The organism is Planotetraspora kaengkrachanensis (assembly GCF_016862895.1).
Taxonomy (GTDB): Bacteria; Actinomycetota; Actinomycetes; order Streptosporangiales; family Streptosporangiaceae; genus Planotetraspora; species Planotetraspora kaengkrachanensis.
Map to the genome: position 1 here is coordinate 79,742 of NZ_BONV01000030.1, position 18,142 is coordinate 97,883.

The 18,142-nt window shown below is 68.1% G+C and carries 23 protein-coding genes; 3 read left to right on the plus strand and 20 right to left on the minus strand.

From position 1 onward, the window contains the following. Nucleotide 1 precedes the first annotated feature (1 nt). Together rpsI and rplM are read right to left on the minus strand one after the other, a co-directional pair. A complete protein-coding gene (rpsI, locus tag Pka01_RS27330; RefSeq protein ID WP_203885763.1) occupies nt 2-523 on the minus strand; it encodes a 30S ribosomal protein S9 in 522 nt (173 codons plus the stop codon). Between the two features lie 30 nt (nt 524-553). Next, nucleotides 554-997, minus strand: a complete 444-nt coding sequence (gene rplM, locus Pka01_RS27335; protein WP_203885764.1) for a 50S ribosomal protein L13 — start codon at nt 995-997, stop codon at nt 554-556. Between the two features lie 355 nt (nt 998-1,352). Between rplM and Pka01_RS27340 the strand changes: the two genes are divergently transcribed. From Pka01_RS27340 to Pka01_RS27350, 3 genes are all read left to right on the plus strand, one after another. Further along, complete coding sequence (locus tag Pka01_RS27340) at nt 1,353-2,051, plus strand: CAP domain-containing protein (protein WP_203885765.1); 699 nt, start codon at nt 1,353-1,355, stop codon at nt 2,049-2,051. A gap of 41 nt (nt 2,052-2,092) precedes the next feature. After that, complete coding sequence (locus Pka01_RS27345; RefSeq protein WP_203885766.1) at nt 2,093-3,349, plus strand: atrophin-1 family protein; 1,257 nt, start codon at nt 2,093-2,095, stop codon at nt 3,347-3,349. Nucleotides 3,350-3,506: 157 nt separating this feature from the next. After that, nucleotides 3,507-6,485, plus strand: a complete 2,979-nt coding sequence (locus tag Pka01_RS27350; protein WP_203885767.1) for a hypothetical protein — start codon at nt 3,507-3,509, stop codon at nt 6,483-6,485. Here the strand turns inward: Pka01_RS27350 and truA are convergent. The 18 genes from truA to rpsH form a co-directional block, all read right to left on the minus strand. Then, a complete protein-coding gene (gene truA, locus Pka01_RS27355) occupies nt 6,475-7,389 on the minus strand; it encodes a tRNA pseudouridine(38-40) synthase TruA (protein ID WP_203885805.1) in 915 nt (304 codons plus the stop codon). The genes Pka01_RS27350 and truA overlap by 11 nt on opposite strands. A 166-nt stretch (nt 7,390-7,555) precedes the next feature. Further along, nucleotides 7,556-8,080, minus strand: coding sequence for a 50S ribosomal protein L17 (gene rplQ, locus Pka01_RS27360; RefSeq protein ID WP_203885768.1), 525 nt, complete (start codon nt 8,078-8,080; stop codon nt 7,556-7,558). 99 nt (nt 8,081-8,179) lie between these two features. Next, nucleotides 8,180-9,196, minus strand: coding sequence for a DNA-directed RNA polymerase subunit alpha (locus Pka01_RS27365; protein ID WP_203885769.1), 1,017 nt, complete (start codon nt 9,194-9,196; stop codon nt 8,180-8,182). 160 nt (nt 9,197-9,356) lie between these two features. Continuing rightward, entirely contained in the window at nt 9,357-9,983 is a 627-nt protein-coding gene (gene rpsD / locus Pka01_RS27370) for a 30S ribosomal protein S4 (RefSeq protein ID WP_203885770.1), read from the minus strand. Nucleotides 9,984-10,002: 19 nt separating this feature from the next. Next, nucleotides 10,003-10,407, minus strand: a complete 405-nt coding sequence (gene rpsK, locus Pka01_RS27375; RefSeq protein WP_020542285.1) for a 30S ribosomal protein S11 — start codon at nt 10,405-10,407, stop codon at nt 10,003-10,005. A gap of 34 nt (nt 10,408-10,441) precedes the next feature. After that, complete coding sequence (rpsM, locus tag Pka01_RS27380; RefSeq protein WP_203885771.1) at nt 10,442-10,822, minus strand: 30S ribosomal protein S13; 381 nt, start codon at nt 10,820-10,822, stop codon at nt 10,442-10,444. Between the two features lie 246 nt (nt 10,823-11,068). Further along, nucleotides 11,069-11,182 (minus strand): 50S ribosomal protein L36, encoded by a 114-nt coding sequence (gene rpmJ, locus Pka01_RS27385; protein WP_003956441.1) that lies wholly within the window; start codon nt 11,180-11,182, stop codon nt 11,069-11,071. Between the two features lie 49 nt (nt 11,183-11,231). Next, entirely contained in the window at nt 11,232-11,453 is a 222-nt protein-coding gene (gene infA / locus Pka01_RS27390) for a translation initiation factor IF-1 (protein WP_012887858.1), read from the minus strand. A gap of 432 nt (nt 11,454-11,885) precedes the next feature. Continuing rightward, nucleotides 11,886-12,335: a DUF1707 domain-containing protein gene (locus Pka01_RS27395; protein ID WP_203885772.1), complete on the minus strand. Its 450-nt coding sequence runs from the start codon at nt 12,333-12,335 to the stop codon at nt 11,886-11,888. Between the two features lie 60 nt (nt 12,336-12,395). Beyond that, complete coding sequence (gene map, locus Pka01_RS27400) at nt 12,396-13,223, minus strand: type I methionyl aminopeptidase (RefSeq protein WP_203885773.1); 828 nt, start codon at nt 13,221-13,223, stop codon at nt 12,396-12,398. Nucleotides 13,224-13,308: 85 nt separating this feature from the next. Next, on the minus strand, nt 13,309-13,962 hold the full coding sequence (locus Pka01_RS27405) for an adenylate kinase (protein WP_203885774.1): 654 nt from the start codon (nt 13,960-13,962) through the stop codon (nt 13,309-13,311). Then, the gene (secY, locus tag Pka01_RS27410) at nt 13,962-15,269 is read right to left on the minus strand and encodes a preprotein translocase subunit SecY (protein ID WP_203885775.1); all 1,308 of its coding nucleotides are present in this window, start codon (nt 15,267-15,269) and stop codon (nt 13,962-13,964) included. The genes Pka01_RS27405 and secY overlap by 1 nt, the downstream gene beginning before the upstream one ends. Before the next feature lie 180 nt (nt 15,270-15,449). Beyond that, nucleotides 15,450-15,905 carry a 50S ribosomal protein L15 gene (rplO, locus tag Pka01_RS27415; RefSeq protein WP_203885776.1) on the minus strand — a complete coding sequence of 152 codons (456 nt, stop codon included), beginning with the start codon at nt 15,903-15,905 and terminating at the stop codon, nt 15,450-15,452. 2 nt (nt 15,906-15,907) lie between these two features. Further along, nucleotides 15,908-16,090 carry a 50S ribosomal protein L30 gene (rpmD, locus tag Pka01_RS27420; RefSeq protein WP_020542293.1) on the minus strand — a complete coding sequence of 61 codons (183 nt, stop codon included), beginning with the start codon at nt 16,088-16,090 and terminating at the stop codon, nt 15,908-15,910. A 3-nt stretch (nt 16,091-16,093) separates the two neighbouring features. After that, nucleotides 16,094-16,723: a 30S ribosomal protein S5 gene (gene rpsE, locus Pka01_RS27425; protein ID WP_203885777.1), complete on the minus strand. Its 630-nt coding sequence runs from the start codon at nt 16,721-16,723 to the stop codon at nt 16,094-16,096. A 40-nt stretch (nt 16,724-16,763) separates the two neighbouring features. Next, nucleotides 16,764-17,147, minus strand: a complete 384-nt coding sequence (gene rplR / locus Pka01_RS27430) for a 50S ribosomal protein L18 (RefSeq protein ID WP_203885778.1) — start codon at nt 17,145-17,147, stop codon at nt 16,764-16,766. A gap of 2 nt (nt 17,148-17,149) precedes the next feature. Continuing rightward, nucleotides 17,150-17,692, minus strand: a complete 543-nt coding sequence (gene rplF / locus Pka01_RS27435; RefSeq protein ID WP_203885779.1) for a 50S ribosomal protein L6 — start codon at nt 17,690-17,692, stop codon at nt 17,150-17,152. 18 nt (nt 17,693-17,710) lie between these two features. After that, complete coding sequence (rpsH, locus tag Pka01_RS27440; protein ID WP_203885780.1) at nt 17,711-18,109, minus strand: 30S ribosomal protein S8; 399 nt, start codon at nt 18,107-18,109, stop codon at nt 17,711-17,713. Nucleotides 18,110-18,142: the final 33 nt, after the last annotated feature.

An 18,142-nucleotide genomic window follows, 5' to 3' on the forward strand; every position in this document is an offset into this window, starting at 1 on the left:
CTTAACGCTTGCTGTACTGCGGAGCCTTACGGGCCTTCTTGAGGCCGTACTTCTTGCGCTCCGTGGCACGCGCGTCACGAGTGAGGAAGCCGGCCTTCTTCAGCGGCGGGCGGTTGACCTCGGCGTCCAGGATGGCGAGCGCGCGGGACAGGCCCATGCGCAGCGCACCGGCCTGGCCGGTCACGCCGCCGCCGTCGATGCGGGCGATGATGTCGAACGCGTCCTCGGCGCCGAGGACGACGAACGGCTCGTTCACGATCTGCTGGTGGACCTTGTTCGGGAAGTAGGTGTCCAGCGAACGGCCGTTGATCGTCCACTTGCCGGTGCCCGGAACGATGCGGACCCGGGCGATGGCCTCCTTGCGGCGGCCGGTGCCGTACGAGTTGCCCGTGGTGACGGGCTTGCGCACGGGGGCGTCGCTCTGGGGCGTGGACTCAGTGGTGTACTCCGACGGGAACTCCTCCGCGGAGAAGTCTTCCAGCTCGCCCTCGACGAGCGTCTCGGTACCGGTGGGCTCAGCCACGGTTCTCCTCTTACTTTCCTGGCTCGACGATTACTGGGCGATCTGGGTGATCTCGAAGGTCACAGGCTTCTGGGCCTGGTGCGGGTGGTCGGCTCCCGCGTAGACCTTGAGCTTCTTGGCCATCTTCCGGCCGAGGGCGTTCTTGGGCAGCATGCCCTTGACCGCCTTCTCCACGGCCCGGTCCGGCCGCTTCTCCATGAGCTCGCCGTAGGTCACGGCACGCAGACCACCGGGGTAGCCCGAGTGGCGGTAGGCCTTCTTCTGCTCGAGCTTGTTGCCGGTCAGGGCGATCTTGTCCGCGTTGATGATGATGACGAAGTCACCGGTGTCGACATGCGGAGCGAAGATCGGCTTGTGCTTGCCGCGAAGCAGATTGGCGACGTGGCTGGCCAGCCGGCCGAGCACGACGTCGGTGGCGTCGATGACGTACCACTGACGTTCGACGTCGTTGGGCTTCGGTGAGAACGTGCGCACGGCAGTGCCTTCTGTCGGGATGTGAACTCTCGGTAGGTTGCGCAGGCACGACGACAACCTCCGTCTCCACTGAACGGGAGAAGACGCCGGACGCGCCGCGAGCCGGTCTTATCGCAGACCGATCCACACACAACGAACTAGCAGACTAACCGACCTCCTGCGACGGGGTCAAAACGACGCCCAGAAGCAAGAAGATCAGACGGACATCTGACTCCGAGGTAACATTTGAACGTTCAGCAAATACTTTCCCGTTGTCCCCTTCTTCCACATGCCGCGGATCTCTATATTTGACTGCGCTATGTGGCAGACCCCTCACACCCGGCATACCCGGCGGACTCCCCGACGCGGAGCTCGCGTGGGGCTGCTGGCGTGCGTGCTGGCGATCCTGCTCTTCGGGGTCGTCGTCGGCAGGATGACCCTCAACGGCGGCGGCGTCGACGAGGTCTACCTGCGCAATTCCCAGCCTTCCCCCAGCGCGGTCGCCGCGAGCCGCAGGGACCGCCCGCCGCTGGAGGCCGTACGGCCGAAGGCCGCCGCGTCCCGGGCGGCCACCTCGATCACCCGGCCGACCGCCACGGCGACCACGCCGACCACGCCGAGCGCGGGACCGTCAGACCGGGGGCCGCAGCGCAACCCCGGTTTCACCCGTCCTCCGTCACGTGACGGCGGCGCCAGGACCTTCACCAGCAAGAAGGTCGTGCAACTGGTCAACGTCGAGCGAGCCAAGGCCGGATGCCGGCCGCTGCGCCTGGATCTGCGTCTCGTCAGGTCGGCGCAGGTCCACTCGGCGGAGATGGCCAAGAGCAACGTCTTCGACCACAACTCCCCCGACGGCGAGACGCCCTGGGCGCGGATGGCCGAGGCGGGCTACAAGGACGGCGGGGCGGAGAACATCGCCCGCGGCTACCGATCGGCCGAAGAGGCGGTCCGCGGCTGGATGAACAGCCCGGGGCACAGCCGCAACGTCCTCAACTGCCGACTGGTGGCGACGGGAGTGGCGGTGGCCCTCGGACCTGGGGGTCCATGGTGGACCCAGGACTTCGGGTATTCGTGACCTTTCCTCATGTGCTCTGATACCCGGCTAATCTCGGGCGCATGGGTTATCCCGGCGACCAACATCCACATCGCCAGCCGTTGACACCTCCCGACCCGCCGAGCCGGCGGGACGCCCAGCCGCACCAGGCCGAGGAGACCTCCTCGCCATGGGGCGGACCGCGCACTCGGGAGCCCTCGCCCTTCGAGACCGGTGAGATCGCCGCACCGTACGGCGCGGCGGGCGGATACCGGCAGGACACCCCGCCGTACGGTGCCGGGCCCGGCCCCCGTCAGGACTCGCCCTTCGGTGGTGGCCCCGGGCACCAGCAGGACTCACCCTTCGGCGGCGGCCCGGGGTACCCGCAGGACCCGTCCTTCGGCGGATCCGGACTCCAGCAGGGCTCGTCCTTCGGCGCCGGGCCCGGGTACCAGCAGGACGCGCAGCCCTACGGGGCGCCGTCGAACGATCGCTGGCAGAACGACTCGGGACAGGGCTACGGCAATCCGCCGACCGCGCTCGAATCGTTCGGCGCGGGCCCCTCGGCGCCTCCGCCCGGCCCGCCTCCGCCACCCGAGCCGAAGTGGGATCCCGACGCCCCGGTGCCGTTGTGGCGTCGTCCGATCGTTTTCGGCATCGCGCTCGTCGCCCTGATCGCCGCGCTCTTCGCCGGGCTCTGGGTCGCCGCGAAGAACGACAAGCCGCCGGTGCGCAAGCAGGCCGTGCCGACGCCGACGATCGTCGTGCCGTCGGGTCCCGGCGGCAAGTTCGGCTACGCCGAGTCCCGCGCCACGGACAAGTCGGCGCTGACCGTCAAGGAACTGTTCGGCAAGAAGAAGATCACCCAGAACAAGCACTCCTATCAGATGACGGTGTGGCGCACGGAGAAGAAGTGCGCCGACGGCATCTCCGGAACGAAGATCACGAAGGCGCTGAAGTCGGGCTCCTGCACGCAGATGATCCGCGCGAGCTTCCGGGACGCCAAGGGCTCGATCATCGGCACCGTCGGCGTGGCGAACCTGAAGACCGCGGGCGGCGCGAAGAAGGTGGCCTCGGCGGGCGGCGGCGGTGAGCGCACCGACTACCTCAAGCCGTTGCCGGGCAAGGACTCGGTCACCAAGAACCTCGGCGCCGGCGAGGCGTACGCCGGCGGCTGGACGCACGGCCACTACACCGTCCTGCTGTGGTTCCAGTTCAAGGACGGCCACAAGCCGAGCAAGACCGGCTTGAAGCAGCTCTACCAGGCCGCGGTGGACATCACCGATGCGACCGTTTTCCCTGCCCTCGAAACCCGTTCGCTCACCGGGGGACCCGCCTGACACGACTGGTCACCAGTGCGTTCATAAGGTGATCTTCTCGGACGAACGGCCCCCGAGGTCCCCTCGGAAACGCCCATAGCGACACGGCGATCTCGTCTGCGCCGATACGCTTCCGGCTATGCGTGGCCAGGATTCCGGTTCCGAGCACGAAAACGATATGGCATGGACCCGCCGTGAGGCGGACGCCCAGAGCTCGGCGGCAGCCCCTACACCACCGCCGAGCTTCGGCCGTTCGCCCGCCGGGGAGGCGGCGTGGACTGCCGAAGATGAGCCCGCCTACAGCTGGTTCGCACCGCCCCAGACGGAGGCCCGCGAGGCTGAGACCTCCGACCGTTTCGAGGACACCAACCAGTTCAGGGCCATCAAGCCGTCCGACTCGTTCCCGCCTTTCCAGCCTTCCGGCACTCCACCGGTCCCCCACCACGACGGCCTCGACGCCGCGGAGGGGACGGCGTTCACGCCCGAGCCCGGACCGGAGACCACGGCCAGGCTGAGGTCGGCGCCCGGGATCGCGCCCGTGCCGGAGACGGCCCCCGGCCCGGGGATCACACCCGCACCGGAAGCCGCCCCCGCACCGGGGATCACGCCGTATGCCGCCGGACCCGGAGGGCACACGCCGAGCCCATCGGCTGCGCAGGGAGCCTTCGCCCCTCAGCCCGAAGACCCGCACCACCAGCCGGAGCAGCTGTGGCCGGCCGACACCTGGCGGGACGACGGCTGGTCCGGCGGCGGCACAGCGCAGGGCCCCGCCACCGCCCAGGACCCCGCCACCACGCAGGACCCCGGCGCCACCCGGGATGTCTTCAGAGCCGGAGAGGCGGTCGACGCGGGGGCGCATCCGGTCCAGCCCGCCGATCCGTACGCCCTCCCGGCGGAGCCCGGCGGCCATGGCGACTGGCCTCCACCGTGGACCCCGCCTCCCAACCTGGAGGATCACTCCCGGCCGTGGAGTCCCGACCCCGGCGTGAGCGCGTCGGACGACACGCCTTACCGCGAAGGGTCCTGGCCCGCACGGCACGCGGCATGGCCGACTCCCGCACCTGAGACGTACGGGACCTCCCAGCCGACTCCGGCTCCGGAGGCGTACACCCCCGCCCACGGCGCTTCCGAGACGTACGGCACCGCTCTGCCGTACGACCTGGTCGATCCGGGCGACCCGCTCGGGCACGGCCGCCACGCCGACGGCGCCACCACCGCCACGCCCGCGAACGACGCCCCCGCCCCGGACGCCTCTGGCCTGGACATCCCCGTCTCAGGTGCTCCCGTCTTCGGGGCCCCGGTTTACGACACTTCCCGCCACGACCTCCCAGGTCAGGACGTCGTGGACATCCCCGTCCTCGACACCCCGGTCGCCGGTGCACCCCGACACGATGTGGCCGCCCACGGCAGGTCCGGACGGGATGACCTCGCCTTTGGCGCCCCGGTTCTCGGCGCGCCCGTCTACGACGCGCCCTTCCTGACCGCACCCGACCACGGGACATCCGGCGACGTCTTCGACCTCGACGGCGCACCGCAGGGGGGAGACCCGAGCGGCGAGGCCGGGGAGCACGCCGACGGAGCCGAGTCCGCGTCCGCCCGGCCCGCCGAGCCAGGAGACGTCCCCGTCTGGCCTCCGCGGCTGACCGGCGACGAGGCCCTCGCCGAGGGCAGGCACCTCCATCACGAGGCGCCTCCCGTCGAGCACGATGCGGCCGTCATCGAGGTGGCCGACGCCAGAACGGTGTGGCCGCTGGGCTCGTCCGCGGTGCGCCCTGACGTTCCCGCAGCGGAACAGCCCGCGCCTGTGGACCCGGCCGACTTCCGGACGGGCGGATACGAGCCGCTTTCCGAGGCCACGCTCCCCGCCGGTCTCGCAGCCGGGGCCCCGTCCGGCCCCGCGTCCGACGAGGCTCTCACAGGGCCCGCCCGACACGAGGCCCCTTCCGGCGCCCTCGATCCCTGGGGGTCCGGAGGCGGAGAGGGCACGCCGACCGGGACCGTACGATCTCTGTGGCCGCGTCTCGAGAATGATCCTTCCGAATCCGGTCAGGGTCCCGATGAGGCGATCGCGCTGGCGATCACGCCGACGTCGGGTTTTCCCCCGCCGGAGACCGGGCTCCACGCTCTGCCCATCGAGGAGCCCTCAGGAGCGCGGCCCCCGCAGACACCGACCCCCCACACGACACCTGGACACATGCCCCCCGCTCCAACACCGCAGAATCCCGCCTCCGCCCCGACGACCCCCTTCGCCTTCACCCCGGTCACGCCGCCCAAGGCGGCCATGAAGAGCCTGCCCGCCGGATTCGACTCGCTCGGAGCCACTCCTGAGTTCGACGCCGACGGCCCGGCCACCACCCCTCAGCCCAAGGTTCCCGTCCTCCCTGGTCCGCCGCCGGATCTCCCCCCGGTCTCCCAGGACGACCGGGGCAGGCCGGCCTCCGGGATGTCCAAGAGGCTGCTGCTCGCCGCCGCCGGCGCCGTGGTCATCGCCGGCATCGGCGCGGCCGCGTTCTACGCCTATACGGGCCAGCCGACGACCGGCACGACCACCGCCGCACCCGCGGCCGCGCCCTCGGCGGCCGGCACACCGGACGTGGCGGAGGCTCCCTCCCCGAAGCCGGCGGCGGCCACGATCCTCGACTCGCAGAAGACCGATCCCAGGAAGATGTCGCTGACGGAGGCCTTCCCCGTGTCACGGGTGACCGTCGGCGGGCGCGCCTACAGACGGGTCAAGGTCGGCAGCACCGACACGTGCGGCCAGGCGGCCGGCGGCGCGTTCGCGGTGGCACTGCAGAAGCAGAAGTGCAGCCGGGTGCTCCGGGCGACCTACGTGGACTCGAAGAAGCAGTTCGCGGTCACGACCGGGATAGCGGTCCTGCCCACCAAGCAGGCCGCGCTCACCGTCGACCAGAGCAAGAATCTCGGCGGCAATCAGTGGTTCCGGGGCCTCGACGGCACCGCGGAGACGTCGACCGACCGGGTGACGATCTCCGGCGGATACGCCGCGGGGATGGTCTGGGGCCGCTACATCGTGTTCAGCTACGCGACCTACGCCGACGGCCACACACCCGACCTCAAGGACAAGAGCCTCGGCCCGGTGAGCAGCGCCTTCCGTGACCACACCGCCCAAGTGCTGGAAAAGCGCCTCACGAGTTGAGCGTGCGAACCCGGCGCGTCGAGGCGGCGCGCCGGGCCAGTTCCTCCGCGGCCGGGTAGCCGACCTCCTCCAGCGTCAGGCCGTGCGCGGGGGCGACGTGCACGCCGGAGTCCCTGATCGCGGCGGCCAGCACGTGGCCCGGCCACTCGGCGGGGCGCCTCCCCTCGCCGACCGCGAGGAGTGAGCCGACGAGAGCCCGCACCATCGAGTGGCAGAAGGCATCTGCGACGACCGTGGCGCGAATGATCCTGTCCTCGCCCCGCGCCCAGTCGAGCCGCTGGAGTTCGCGAATCGTCGTCGCTCCCTCCCTGCTCTTGCAGAAGGCCGCGAAATCATGCTCACCGAGGAGCGCCGCGGAGGCGGCGTTGAGCAGATCCACGTCGAGGGGCCGGTTGTGCCAGACGACCTCCCGCCGCCGCAGGGGATCCACGCCACCGGGGGCGTCGGACAGGCGATAGACATATCGACGGTACAGGGCGGAGAAACGTGCATCGAAGCCCTCAGGAGCCACGCAGACGGCCTTTACCCTGACATCCAACGGCAGAACGCCCGATAGCCGCCTAACAAGCGCAGCGAGCCACTGAGCGCCCTTCTCAGCCCAGCCCTCCACATCTACGTCCCGCTCGTCGGTCTTCCCCTGAGGGCCGGCCTCCGGGCCACCGGCGCGCCCTCTCCCCCGGGCCGAGGCGTCCAGAGAGGCCAGTGACGAGATCGCGAGATCCACATGGGCCACCTGGCCGCGGGCGTGGACTCCGGCATCGGTACGGCCGGCCACCGTCAGCGCCGGAGCGGCCTCCAGCCGCAGAACCCGGCCGAGCGCCTCTTCCAGTTCCCCCTGGACGGTCCGCCTGCCAGGCTGGCGAGCCCACCCGGAGAACTCGGTCCCGTCGTAGGACAGGTCCATCCGCAGCCGAACGTGCCGCTCCACGTCACCCTTCCCGTACGGCCAGGCCTGGGCGGGTCGGCCGCGTCGATTTCCTTGCCGGCAGACCCGAGCCTGCCGTACTCAACGCGAAAGCGGGCCCGGCATCCCCGTGAGGAAGACCGGACCCGCTCTCAGGTGCCTGAAATCAGGCCTCGTCCTTCTTGGCGCCGTCCGCCTCGGCGGTCTCCGGCTCCGAGGTGGCCTCGGCGCTCTCCGGAGTGGCGTCGGTCGCGGGAGCCTCGGCCTCCTCGGCCTTGGGCTCGGGCGCCGGCGCGGCGGCGGGCGTGGTCCGCGAGACCGTGACCGGGCTGAGCTGCTCGGTCACCAGCTCGATGACCGCCATGGGAGCGTTGTCCCCCTTGCGCGGCCCGATCTTCGTGATCCGGGTGTAACCACCGGGACGCTCGGCGAAGGTCGGCGCGATCTCGGTGAAGAGGTGGTGCAGGACGCTCTTGTCGCGGACGACGGTCAGCACCTGGCGACGGTTGTGGATGTCGCCCTTCTTCGCCTTGGTGATCAGCTTCTCCGCCAGCGGCCGAAGGCGCTTGGCCTTGGCCTCGGTGGTGCGGATGCGGCCGTGCTGGAACAGCTGGGTGGCGAGGTTCGCCAGGATCAGCCGCTCGTGCGCCGGGCTGCCGCCCAGGCGCGCGCCCTTGGTGGGCTTGGGCATTTGATGCTCCTCATGGGATAACCCGCCCCGGCCGTATCAGGTACCGGGGTCGGGCCGACCGGCGGACCGGTCGTCACTGTCAGTGCCGTGCAGTACCGATCAGTACTGCTCGGTCTCGATGAAACCGCCGTCCTCGTCGTCGTACCCTCCGCCGGCGACCGCGGTGGGGTCGAATCCGGGCGGCGAGTCCTTCAGAGCGAGGCCCATCTCGTGCAGCTTCTGCTTGACCTCTTCGATCGACTTGGCGCCGAAGTTGCGGATGTCGAGCAGGTCCTGCTCACTGCGGGCGACGAGCTCACCCACGGTGTGGATGCCCTCGCGCTTGAGGCAGTTGTAGGAACGGACCGTGAGGTTGAGCTCCTCGATCGGCAGCGCCAGGTCGGCGGCCAGAGCCGCGTCCGTCGGCGACGGGCCGATGTCGATGCCCTCGGCCTCGACGTTGAGCTCACGGGCCAGGCCGAAGAGCTCGACGAGGGTCTTGCCCGCCGAGGCCACCGCGTCGCGGGGCTTCATGGAGGGCTTGGTCTCGACGTCGAGGATCAGACGGTCGAAGTCCGTGCGCTGCTCGACACGGGTGGCCTCGACCTTGTAGGTGACCTTGAGAACCGGGGAGTAGATCGAGTCGATCGGAATCCGGCCGATCTCCTGTCCCGGCTGCTTGTTCTGCGCCGCGGAGACGTATCCGCGGCCACGCTCGACGGTCAGCTCCATCTCGAGCTTCGCCTTGCCGTTCAGCGTGGCGATGTGCAGGTCGGGGTTGTGGACCTCGACGCCCGCGGGGGGCGCGATGTCCGCGGCCGTGACCTCACCCGGGCCCTGCTTGCGCAGGTACATCACCACGGGCTCGTCGTGCTCGGAGGAGACGACCAGCGCCTTGAGGTTGAGGATGATGTCGGTGACGTCTTCCTTGACCCCGGGAACGGTCGTGAACTCGTGGAGCACGCCCTCGATGCGGATGCTGGTGACCGCCGCCCCCGGGATGGAGGACAGCAGCGTGCGCCGCACGGAATTGCCGATGGTGTAACCGAAGCCCGGCTCCAGCGGCTCGATGACGAACCTGGACCGGTGCTCCTCGAGCGACTCCTCCTGGAGGCTCGGGCGCTGGGCGATCAGCATGTGTTACTCCTGAATCCGGGGCAGGCCCGCGTCGCTCCGGGTCTACTGCCCCTCTGGTTACGGCGGCGCCCGCTATTTGACGCCACTCGCTAACAACCATGATGCCGTACGGCCCGCCATGAGCGAGCCGTACGGCGTCATCGTCTGATCGAGACCGCTACTACTTGGAGTAGAGCTCGACGATGAGCTGCTCCTGAACCAGCGTGTCGATCTGCTGGCGGACCGGGAGCTGGTGCACGAGGACGCGCATGCTCTCCGGAGCGACACCGAGCCACGCCGGGACCGTCTTGTCCCCGGCGGTGGCGCGGGCCACCTCGTAAGGAAGCAGGTTGCGCGACTTCTCGCGGATCTCGACGATGTCGTGCTCACGGACGCGGTACGACGGGATGTCGACCTTCTTCCCGTTCACCACGACGTGTCCGTGACGCACCTGCTGGCGGGCCGCGTCACGCGACTCGGCGAAGCCGGCACGGTAGACCACGTTGTCGAGACGGCTCTCCAGGATCTGGAGGAGGTTCTCGCCGGTCTTGCCCGCCTTGCGGTTGGCTTCCTCGTAGTAGTTGCGGAACTGCTTCTCGAGGATGCCGTAGATGCGGCGGGTCTTCTGCTTCTCCCGGAGCTGGAGCTGGTACTCCGACTCCTTGGGACGGCCACGGCCGTGCTCACCCGGCGGGTAAGGACGGATCTCGATGGGGCACTTCGCGGACTCGCACTTCTTGCCCTTGAGGAAGAGCTTGGTCTTCTCTCGCCGGCACAGCTTGCAGTCCGCACCCGTGTAACGAGCCATTTTCCTGTATCTCCTGGACTCAGACGCGACGGCGCTTGGGCGGACGGCAGCCGTTGTGCGGGACCGGGGTCACATCCTGGATGGACCCGACCTCCAGGCCGGTCGCCTGGAGCGAGCGGATCGCGGTCTCACGACCGGAACCGGGACCCTTGACGAACACGTCGACCTTCCGCATGCCGTGCTCCATGGCGCGGCGGGCGGCGTTCTCGGCGGCCATCTGCGCGGCGAACGGGGTGGACTTGCGGGAGCCCTTGAACCCGACATGGCCGGCGCTGGCCCAGGAGATCACGTTCCCGTTCGGGTCGGTGATCGAAACGATCGTGTTGTTGAACGTGCTCTTGATGTGGGCGTGCCCGTGAGCGACGTTCTTCTTTTCCTTACGGCGCACCTTCTTGGGCGCGCCCTGGCGGCTCTTCGGCGGCATTTAAGCGCTGTCTCCTGAAATGTGGCTGCTAGGACTACTTCTTGCCCGGCTTCTTCTTGCCGGCCACGGTCTTCTTCTTGCCCTTGCGGGTGCGCGCGTTCGTCTGCGTCCGCTGACCGTGGACAGGCAGCCCCTTGCGGTGCCGGATGCCCTGGTAGCAACCGATCTCGATCTTGCGCCGGATGTCGGCCTGGACCTCGCGGCGGAGGTCACCCTCGATCTTGTAGTTCGCCTCGATGAAGTCACGCATCGGGACCAGCTCAGCATCGGTGAGCTGGTGGACGCGCAGGTCAGGGCTTACGCCCGTGGCCTCGAGGATCTCGTGAGCGCGAGTGCGGCCGATTCCGAAAATGTAGGTGAGAGCGATCTCCAGCCGCTTTTCGCGGGGGAGGTCGACGCCAACCAGGCGAGCCATGGTCGGGCATTCTCCTTTTTTGTGGCGGAGGTCCTGCGCTCCACTTCCCCTCCCCATGCCCGGGGTGAGGGCCCCGGCCTCCGACCGGGGGTCTCCCGCGTGGTACGACCTCCGCATGGAGGCCGCCTTCGCGGGTGTGGCACGCGATTACTGTTCCGGCACCGGCCGTCTCACGACGTCCGCACCGGTGGCCCTCGCATGAAGCGAGTCCGCTACGGGAGCGGACTCAGGCGGGGCCGGCCGCGACTAGCCCTGACGCTGCTTGTGGCGCAGGTTGTCGCAGATCACCATGACGCGACCGTGCCGGCGAATCACCTTGCACTTGTCGCAGATCTTCTTGACGCTCGGCTTGACCTTCATAGTCCTTATTCGTTCCGCGTACGGCCGGCCTCCATCACCGGAGGATGGCCTACTTGTACCGATAGACGATCCGCCCACGACTGAGGTCGTAGGGGCTCAGTTCGACGACGACACGGTCGTCGGGGAGGATCCGGATGTAGTGCATCCGCATCCGCCCACTGATATGGGCAAGGACCTTATGGCCGTTGTCGAGTTGAACCCGGAACATGGCGTTCGGGAGCGACTCCACCACAGTGCCCTCAATCTCGATGGCGCCGTCTTTCTTGGCCATGACCCTCGCGTTTCACTGATCGGTCGTCTGAGGTTTCGGAACACTAAGCAGCCGCGACCTTCGCACCATTCGGAGAGCGCGGTCGGCCAAGACCGCCCATGCGCAAAAGGTCATAGTGAACCGACAAAGTAGTGTACGACAGCCCACCGCTAAAAGCGAAACGGAAGCAGGGTGTCTTGACACAACCAGCTCAGAGTACCCCAGATTCCGACCGCGCCCGCTGTCGTCCGAATGATCGCGCCCACCCGTCCCCGCACCGCCGATATGCCGGTCCGGGTGGGCACGACTCGATCATCGAGCGACGCGGCACAGCCCAGCCGTACCGCGTCGCTCGATATCGATCACGTACCCCTGCGGAAACCGGCCGATGGTGACGCATCGGTAAAGAGTGCGTCCAACCGAAGAGCCCCCCGCCAATCGGAGGAATCCGGCTCAGCGGCGGCGTTCCCTGCCGCGCCCCGGGCCCGTTCCGAAAGCGGTGCCCACCGCGAGAGGGATGCCCCACATGAGCGTCACCCACAGCGGCCACGGATAGGTGGGGTGACCGGAGCCCACCCACGACATGAGCCAGATGACCCACAGGACGGCGTTCGTGCCCACCCAGCTCGACCAGGCCGCCCGGGTGGCCGTCTGCTTACGCCCGGACTGGGCCGGCGGCTCGGCCTGCGGTTTGACCGCGGCGGGAAGCGTGTGCAGGTCGATCTCCGGCAGGTCGGAGGTGAGCTTCGCCAACTCCCCGTAGGTGCGGCTCTGGTAGACCGACTCCAGGCGCTCGTTGAACTCGTCGACGGTGAGCCTGCCCTCCGCCACGTGTTCACGCAGAGCGGCGGCGACCCGATCCCGGTCGCCGTCAGAGGCCCGCATCTCCGGGGTTGCCGCCATCACCATCTCCTGTTTGCCGCGCAATACCGACCATTATGAGCCACCGGCACTACCTGCGCGTCAGGCCTCATCCTTGGCGCCGGCGAGCAGCGCCTTGAGCCGGGAGACGCCACCGTCGAGTGCCGTGAGCACCACGGGCCCGTCCTCCGTCACGGCGACGCTGTGCTCGAAGTGGGCGGACGGCTTGCCGTCCATCGTGACGACCGTCCACTCGTCGTCGAGGACCTTCGTCCGCTCGGTGCCGATGTTCACCATCGGCTCGACCGCGAAGCACATGCCGACCTCGAAGCGCGGCCCGCGCCCGGGCCTGCCGTGGTTGGCCACCCACGGATCCATGTGCATCTCCGTGCCGATTCCGTGGCCTCCGTACTCGGGAGGGATGCCGTAACGGCCCTGCGAGCGGACGTACCGCTCGACGCGGAACCCGATCTCCGACAGGTGGCCGCCGACCGTCAGCGCCGAGATCCCGCGCCACATGGCCTCTTCGGTGACCCGGATCAGCTCGGCGAGCGCCGGGGCGACCTCGCCCACAGGGACGGTGATCGCGGAGTCCCCGTGCCAGCCGTCCAGGATCGCCCCGCAGTCGAGGGAGATGATGTCTCCCTCGCGCAGCTTGCGGCGGTCGGTGGGGATGCCGTGAACGACCTCGTCGTTGACCGAGGCGCAGATGGTGGCGGGGAACCCCTGGTAGCCCTTGAAGGACGGGATGGCGCCCTCCCCCCGGATGGCCTCCTCGGCGACCGCGTCGAGCTCGAGGGGGGTGACTCCCGGCTGGACCGACGATCGCAGCAGCTCAAGCGTCCTGCCGACGACCAGACCCGCCGCACGCATCTTGTCGACCTGTTCGGGCGACTTGATCTGAATACCGTGCTTACTCTTCTTGAACACTTGTGCACCCCCTTTCGGGATTGTCCCATAAATGACTGAACGCCATCCCAAGGATAGGGATGGCGTTCATTGCCACGGTAACGGGTCAGTCGGCGAACCGCCGGAGCGCTGACATGGCGCGCTGGGTCACCTCTTCGACCGGACCGGTCGCGTCCACTCCGACGAGGATGCCCTCATCGGCGTAGAAGGAGATCAGCGGCGAGGTCTGCTCCTGGTAGACCTCGAGCCGGTGCCTGATCGTCTCCTCGCGATCGTCGTCACGCTGGAACAACTCTCCCCCGCACGCGTCGCACACACCGGGGACGGCGGGCGGGTCGAAGTCGATGTGCCACACCTTGCCGCACGACCGGCAGGTACGCCGCCCGGCCAGCCGGCGGACGACCTCCTCATCGTCGACGACCAGTTCCAGGACGAGGTCGAGGCCGGTGCCGAACTCGGCGAGCATCTTCTTGAGAATCTCCGCCTGCGGCACGTTCCGGGGGAAGCCGTCGAGCAGGAAGCCTTCCTGCGCGTCGTCCTCGGACAGCCTGTCGCGGACCATGGCGACGGTGACCTCGTCCGGGACGAGGTCACCCCGGTCCATGTACCCCTTGGCGAGCTTGCCGAGTTCCGTGCCTCCGGAGACGTTGGCACGGAAGATGTCGCCTGTCGAGATTTTCGGGATCGACAGACGCGATGCGATGAACTGGGCCTGCGTCCCCTTGCCCGCTCCGGGGGGCCCTACCAGGACGACGCGCACTATCTCAGGAAGCCCTCGTAGTTGCGCTGCTGAAGCTGGCTCTCGATCTGCTTGACCGTGTCCAGACCAACACCCACCATGATCAGAATACTGGTCCCTCCGAACGGGAAGTTCTGGCTGGCACCGGCCACCGCGAGCGCGATGATCGGGATGAGCGAGATGACACCCAGATACGGAGCGCCCGCGGCCGTGAGCCTGTTGAGCACGAAGCTGAGGTACTCGGCGGTCGGCCGGCCCGGACGGATGCCCGGGATGAACCCACCGTACTTCTTCATGTTGTCGGCGACTTCAACAGGGTTGAAGATGATGGACACGTAGAAGTAGGTGAAGAAGATGATGAGGAGGAAGAACGTGGCCATGTAGACCGGGTGGTCGCCCCTTACCAGGTTCTGCGCCAGCCATTCGATGACCGCGTTGGGCTGCTGGCTGTTACCGAAGATCGTCACCAGCAGCTGCGGCAGGTAGAGCAGCGAGGAAGCGAAGATCACCGGGATGATGCTGGCCTGGTTGACCTTCAGCGGGATGTAGGTCGAGGTTCCGCCGTACATCCGGCGTCCGACCATCCGCTTGGCGTACTGCACCGGGATGCGGCGCTGCGCCTGCTCGATGAAGACCACGACCGCGATCATCACGACGCCGACGATCATCACGACGACGAATTTGAACGGGCTGAGCCGGTAGATGTTCAGCAGTTCGGCCGGGAAGACGGCGATGACCTGCGTGAAGATCAGGATGGACATGCCGTTGCCCACGCCGCGGTCGGTGACGAGCTCGCCCAGCCACATGATCACGGCGGTGCCCGCCGTCATCGTGATCACCATCGTGACGATGGTGAAGACGTCCTGGTTGAGCAGGATCTCCTCGCGGCAGCTCGGGAACAGCTGGCCGCTGCGGGCGAGGGCGACGAACGCCGTCGACTGCAGGACGCCCAGGCCGATGGTGAGGTAACGCGTGTACTGCGTGATCTTCGCGTTGCCCGACTGGCCCTCCTTCTTGAGGGCCTCGAGCCGCGGAATGACCACGGTCAGCAGCTGAAGGATGATGCTCGCCGTGATGTACGGCATGATGCCGAGCGCGAACACCGACAGCTTCAGCAGCGCACCGCCGCTGAACAGCTGCACCATGCCGTAGATGTTGTTGGCGTCGCCGGCCTGCGCCTGGTCCAGGCAGAGCCGGACGTTGGTCGCGTTGACGCCGGGCGTGGGAAGCACCGAGCCGAGCCGGAAAAGCGCGATGATGCCCAAAGTGAAGAGCAACTTCTTGCGCAGGTCAGGCGTCCGGAATGCCCGGGTAATCGCGGTTAGCACGGTCCCTCCTGCGCGCCAGAGACGCGGTAACGGTCGGCGATGGCCGGGGGACGTCCATCGACATGTCTTGTTGCCAGTGCGCCGGGCGGGACGCGAATCAAGCCCATTGCCCAGCGAACTCTAACGCACTACGGGCGCGGAGGCTCATAACGAACCCCCGCGCCTCGTACAGCATCATGCCTAAAGCTCGGAAACCGAGCCCCCGGCAGCGGCGATCTTCTCCTTGGCGCTGGTGGAGAAGGCGTGCGCCTGCACGTTCAACGCCACGGAGATGTCACCGGTTCCCAGCACCTTGACGAGCTGGTTCTTGCGAACGGCACCCTTGCCGACCATGTCGTCGACGGTGACGTTCCCGCCCTCGGGGAAGAGCTCCCCGAGCTTGTCCAGGTTGACGACCTGGTAGGTCGTCTTGAACAGGGCGTTGGAGAAGCCCTTCAGCTTGGGCAGCCGCCGCTGGAGCGGAATCTGGCCACCCTCGAAGCCGAGCGGGACGTTGGTACGGGACTTGGTGCCCTTGGTACCACGGCCGGCCGTCTTGCCCTTGGACGCCTCGCCACGACCCTTGCGGATCTTGGCCTTGTTGGCACCAGGAGCCGGACGGAGGTCGTGGATCTTGAGCGGAGCGTTCTCCGTCATGACTAGTCCACCTCCTCGACCTCGACGAGGTGCGTCACCACGGCGACCATGCCCCGGATCTCCGGGCGGTCCTCCTTGACGACGACATCGCCGATTCGCTTCAGGCCCAGCGAGCGAAGCGAGTCACGCTGGTTCTGCTTGCCACCGATCTTCGACCGGACCTGAGTGATCTTCAGCCGAGCCATCGGCTAGCTCACCGCCTTTGCGGCGGCGGCCTCCGCGAGGCCTTCCGCACGCGCCTTCAGCATCGCCTTGGGGGCGACGTCCTCGATGGGCAGGCCACGACGGGCGGCGATCTCCTCGGGCCTGCTGAGGCCCTTCAGAGCCGCCACGGTGGCGTGCACGATGTTGATCGGGTTGTCCGAGCCGAGCGACTTGGACAGCACGTCGTGGATCCCGGCGCACTCCAGGACCGCGCGCACCGGACCACCCGCGATGACACCGGTACCGGCGGAGGCCGGACGCAGCAGGACGACGCCGGCGGCGTCCTCACCCTGCACGGTGTGCGGGATGGTGCCCTGGATGCGCGGCACCTTGAAGAAGTGCTTCTTGGCCTCCTCGACACCCTTGGCGATCGCCGCGGGCACCTCCTTGGCCTTGCCGTAGCCGACCCCGACGAGGCCGTTGCCGTCACCGACGATGACCAGCGCGGTGAAGCTGAAGCGCCGACCACCCTTCACGACCTTGGCGACTCGGTTGATCTTCACGACGCGCTCGATGTACGAGACGCCCTTGTCTGCGGCGCCGCCGCGGCGATCGTCACGACGGTCCCGCCGCTCGCCACCGCCGCCTGCGCCGCGACGCGGAGCTGCAGCCATCAGTGGTTCCTCTTCTCGTTGCTCATGGGACGGGCCGACATCAGAACTCCAGCCCGCCTTCCCGGGCGCTGTCCGCCAGTGCGGCCAGCCGGCCCGCGTAGCGGTTGCCACCGCGGTCGAAGACGACGGCGGTGATCCCGGCGGTCTTGGCCCGCTGAGCGAGAAGCTCGCCGACCCTCTTCGCCTTCTCCGTCTTGTCACCCTCGGCGCCGCGCAGGGCGGCGTCCATGGTGGACGCGCTCACCAGCGTGTGGCCCTTGGTGTCATCGACGATCTGCACGAACAGGTGCCGCGTGGACCGGTTGACGACCAGACGCGGGCGCTCCGTGGTGCCGAAGACGTTCTTGCGGACTCGGTTGTGCCGGCGGGCCCGCGAGACAGCGCGGGCGGCCGTGTGCTTGCCGAACGCAGTCTTGCCAGCCATGACTACTTACCAGCCTTTCCGACCTTGCGGCGGACAACTTCGCCTTGGTAGCGCACGCCCTTGCCCTTGTACGGGTCCGGCTTGCGCAGCTTCCTGATGTTCGCGGCGACCTCGCCGACCTTCTGCTTGTCGATGCCGTCCACGTGGAACAACGTGGGCCGCTCGACGCGGAAGGTCACGCCCTCGGGCGCGTCGACGATCACCGGGTGGCTGAAGCCCAGCGAGAACTCCAGCTGCGTCGGGCCCTTGGCCTGGACGCGGTAACCGACACCGACGATCTCCAGGGACTTCGTGTAGCCCTGCGTCACGCCCGACACCATGTTGGCGATCAGAGTGCGCGACAGGCCGTGCAGCGCACGGACCTTGTTCTCGTCGTTGGGGCGGCTGACGGCGATGGCGCCGTCCTCAGCCCGCACAACCTCGATGGGCTCGGCCACCGTGTGGCTGAGCGTGCCCTTGGGCCCCTTGACCTGGACGTCCCGACCACTGATGGTGACGTCGACACCTGCCGGTACGGGGATGGGCAGCCGTCCGATTCTCGACATGCTGTGGTTCCTCCCCTCTTACCAGACGTAGGCGAGGACTTCCCCGCCCACTCCACGCTTGCCTGCCTGCTTGTCCGTCATCAGGCCGCCGGACGTCGAGATGATCGCGACGCCCAGTCCGCCGAGGACTCGGGGCAGGTTGTCCTTCTTTGCATAGACCCGCAGACCGGGCTTGGACACCCGGCGCAGGCCCGCGAGCGAACGCTCACGGGTGGGGCCGAACTTCAGCTCCACCACGAGGTTCTTGCCGACCTTGGCGTCCTCGACGCTCCAGGCCTGGATGTAGCCCTCCTGCTGCAGGATCTCGGCGATGTGCGCCTTGATCTTCGAGTAGGGCATGGTGACGGTGTCGTGATAGGCCGAGTTCGCGTTACGCAGACGCGTCAGCATGTCTGCGATCGGGTCGGTCATCGTCATGGCCGGTGGCCTTCCTCACCGCGGTTTCCATCG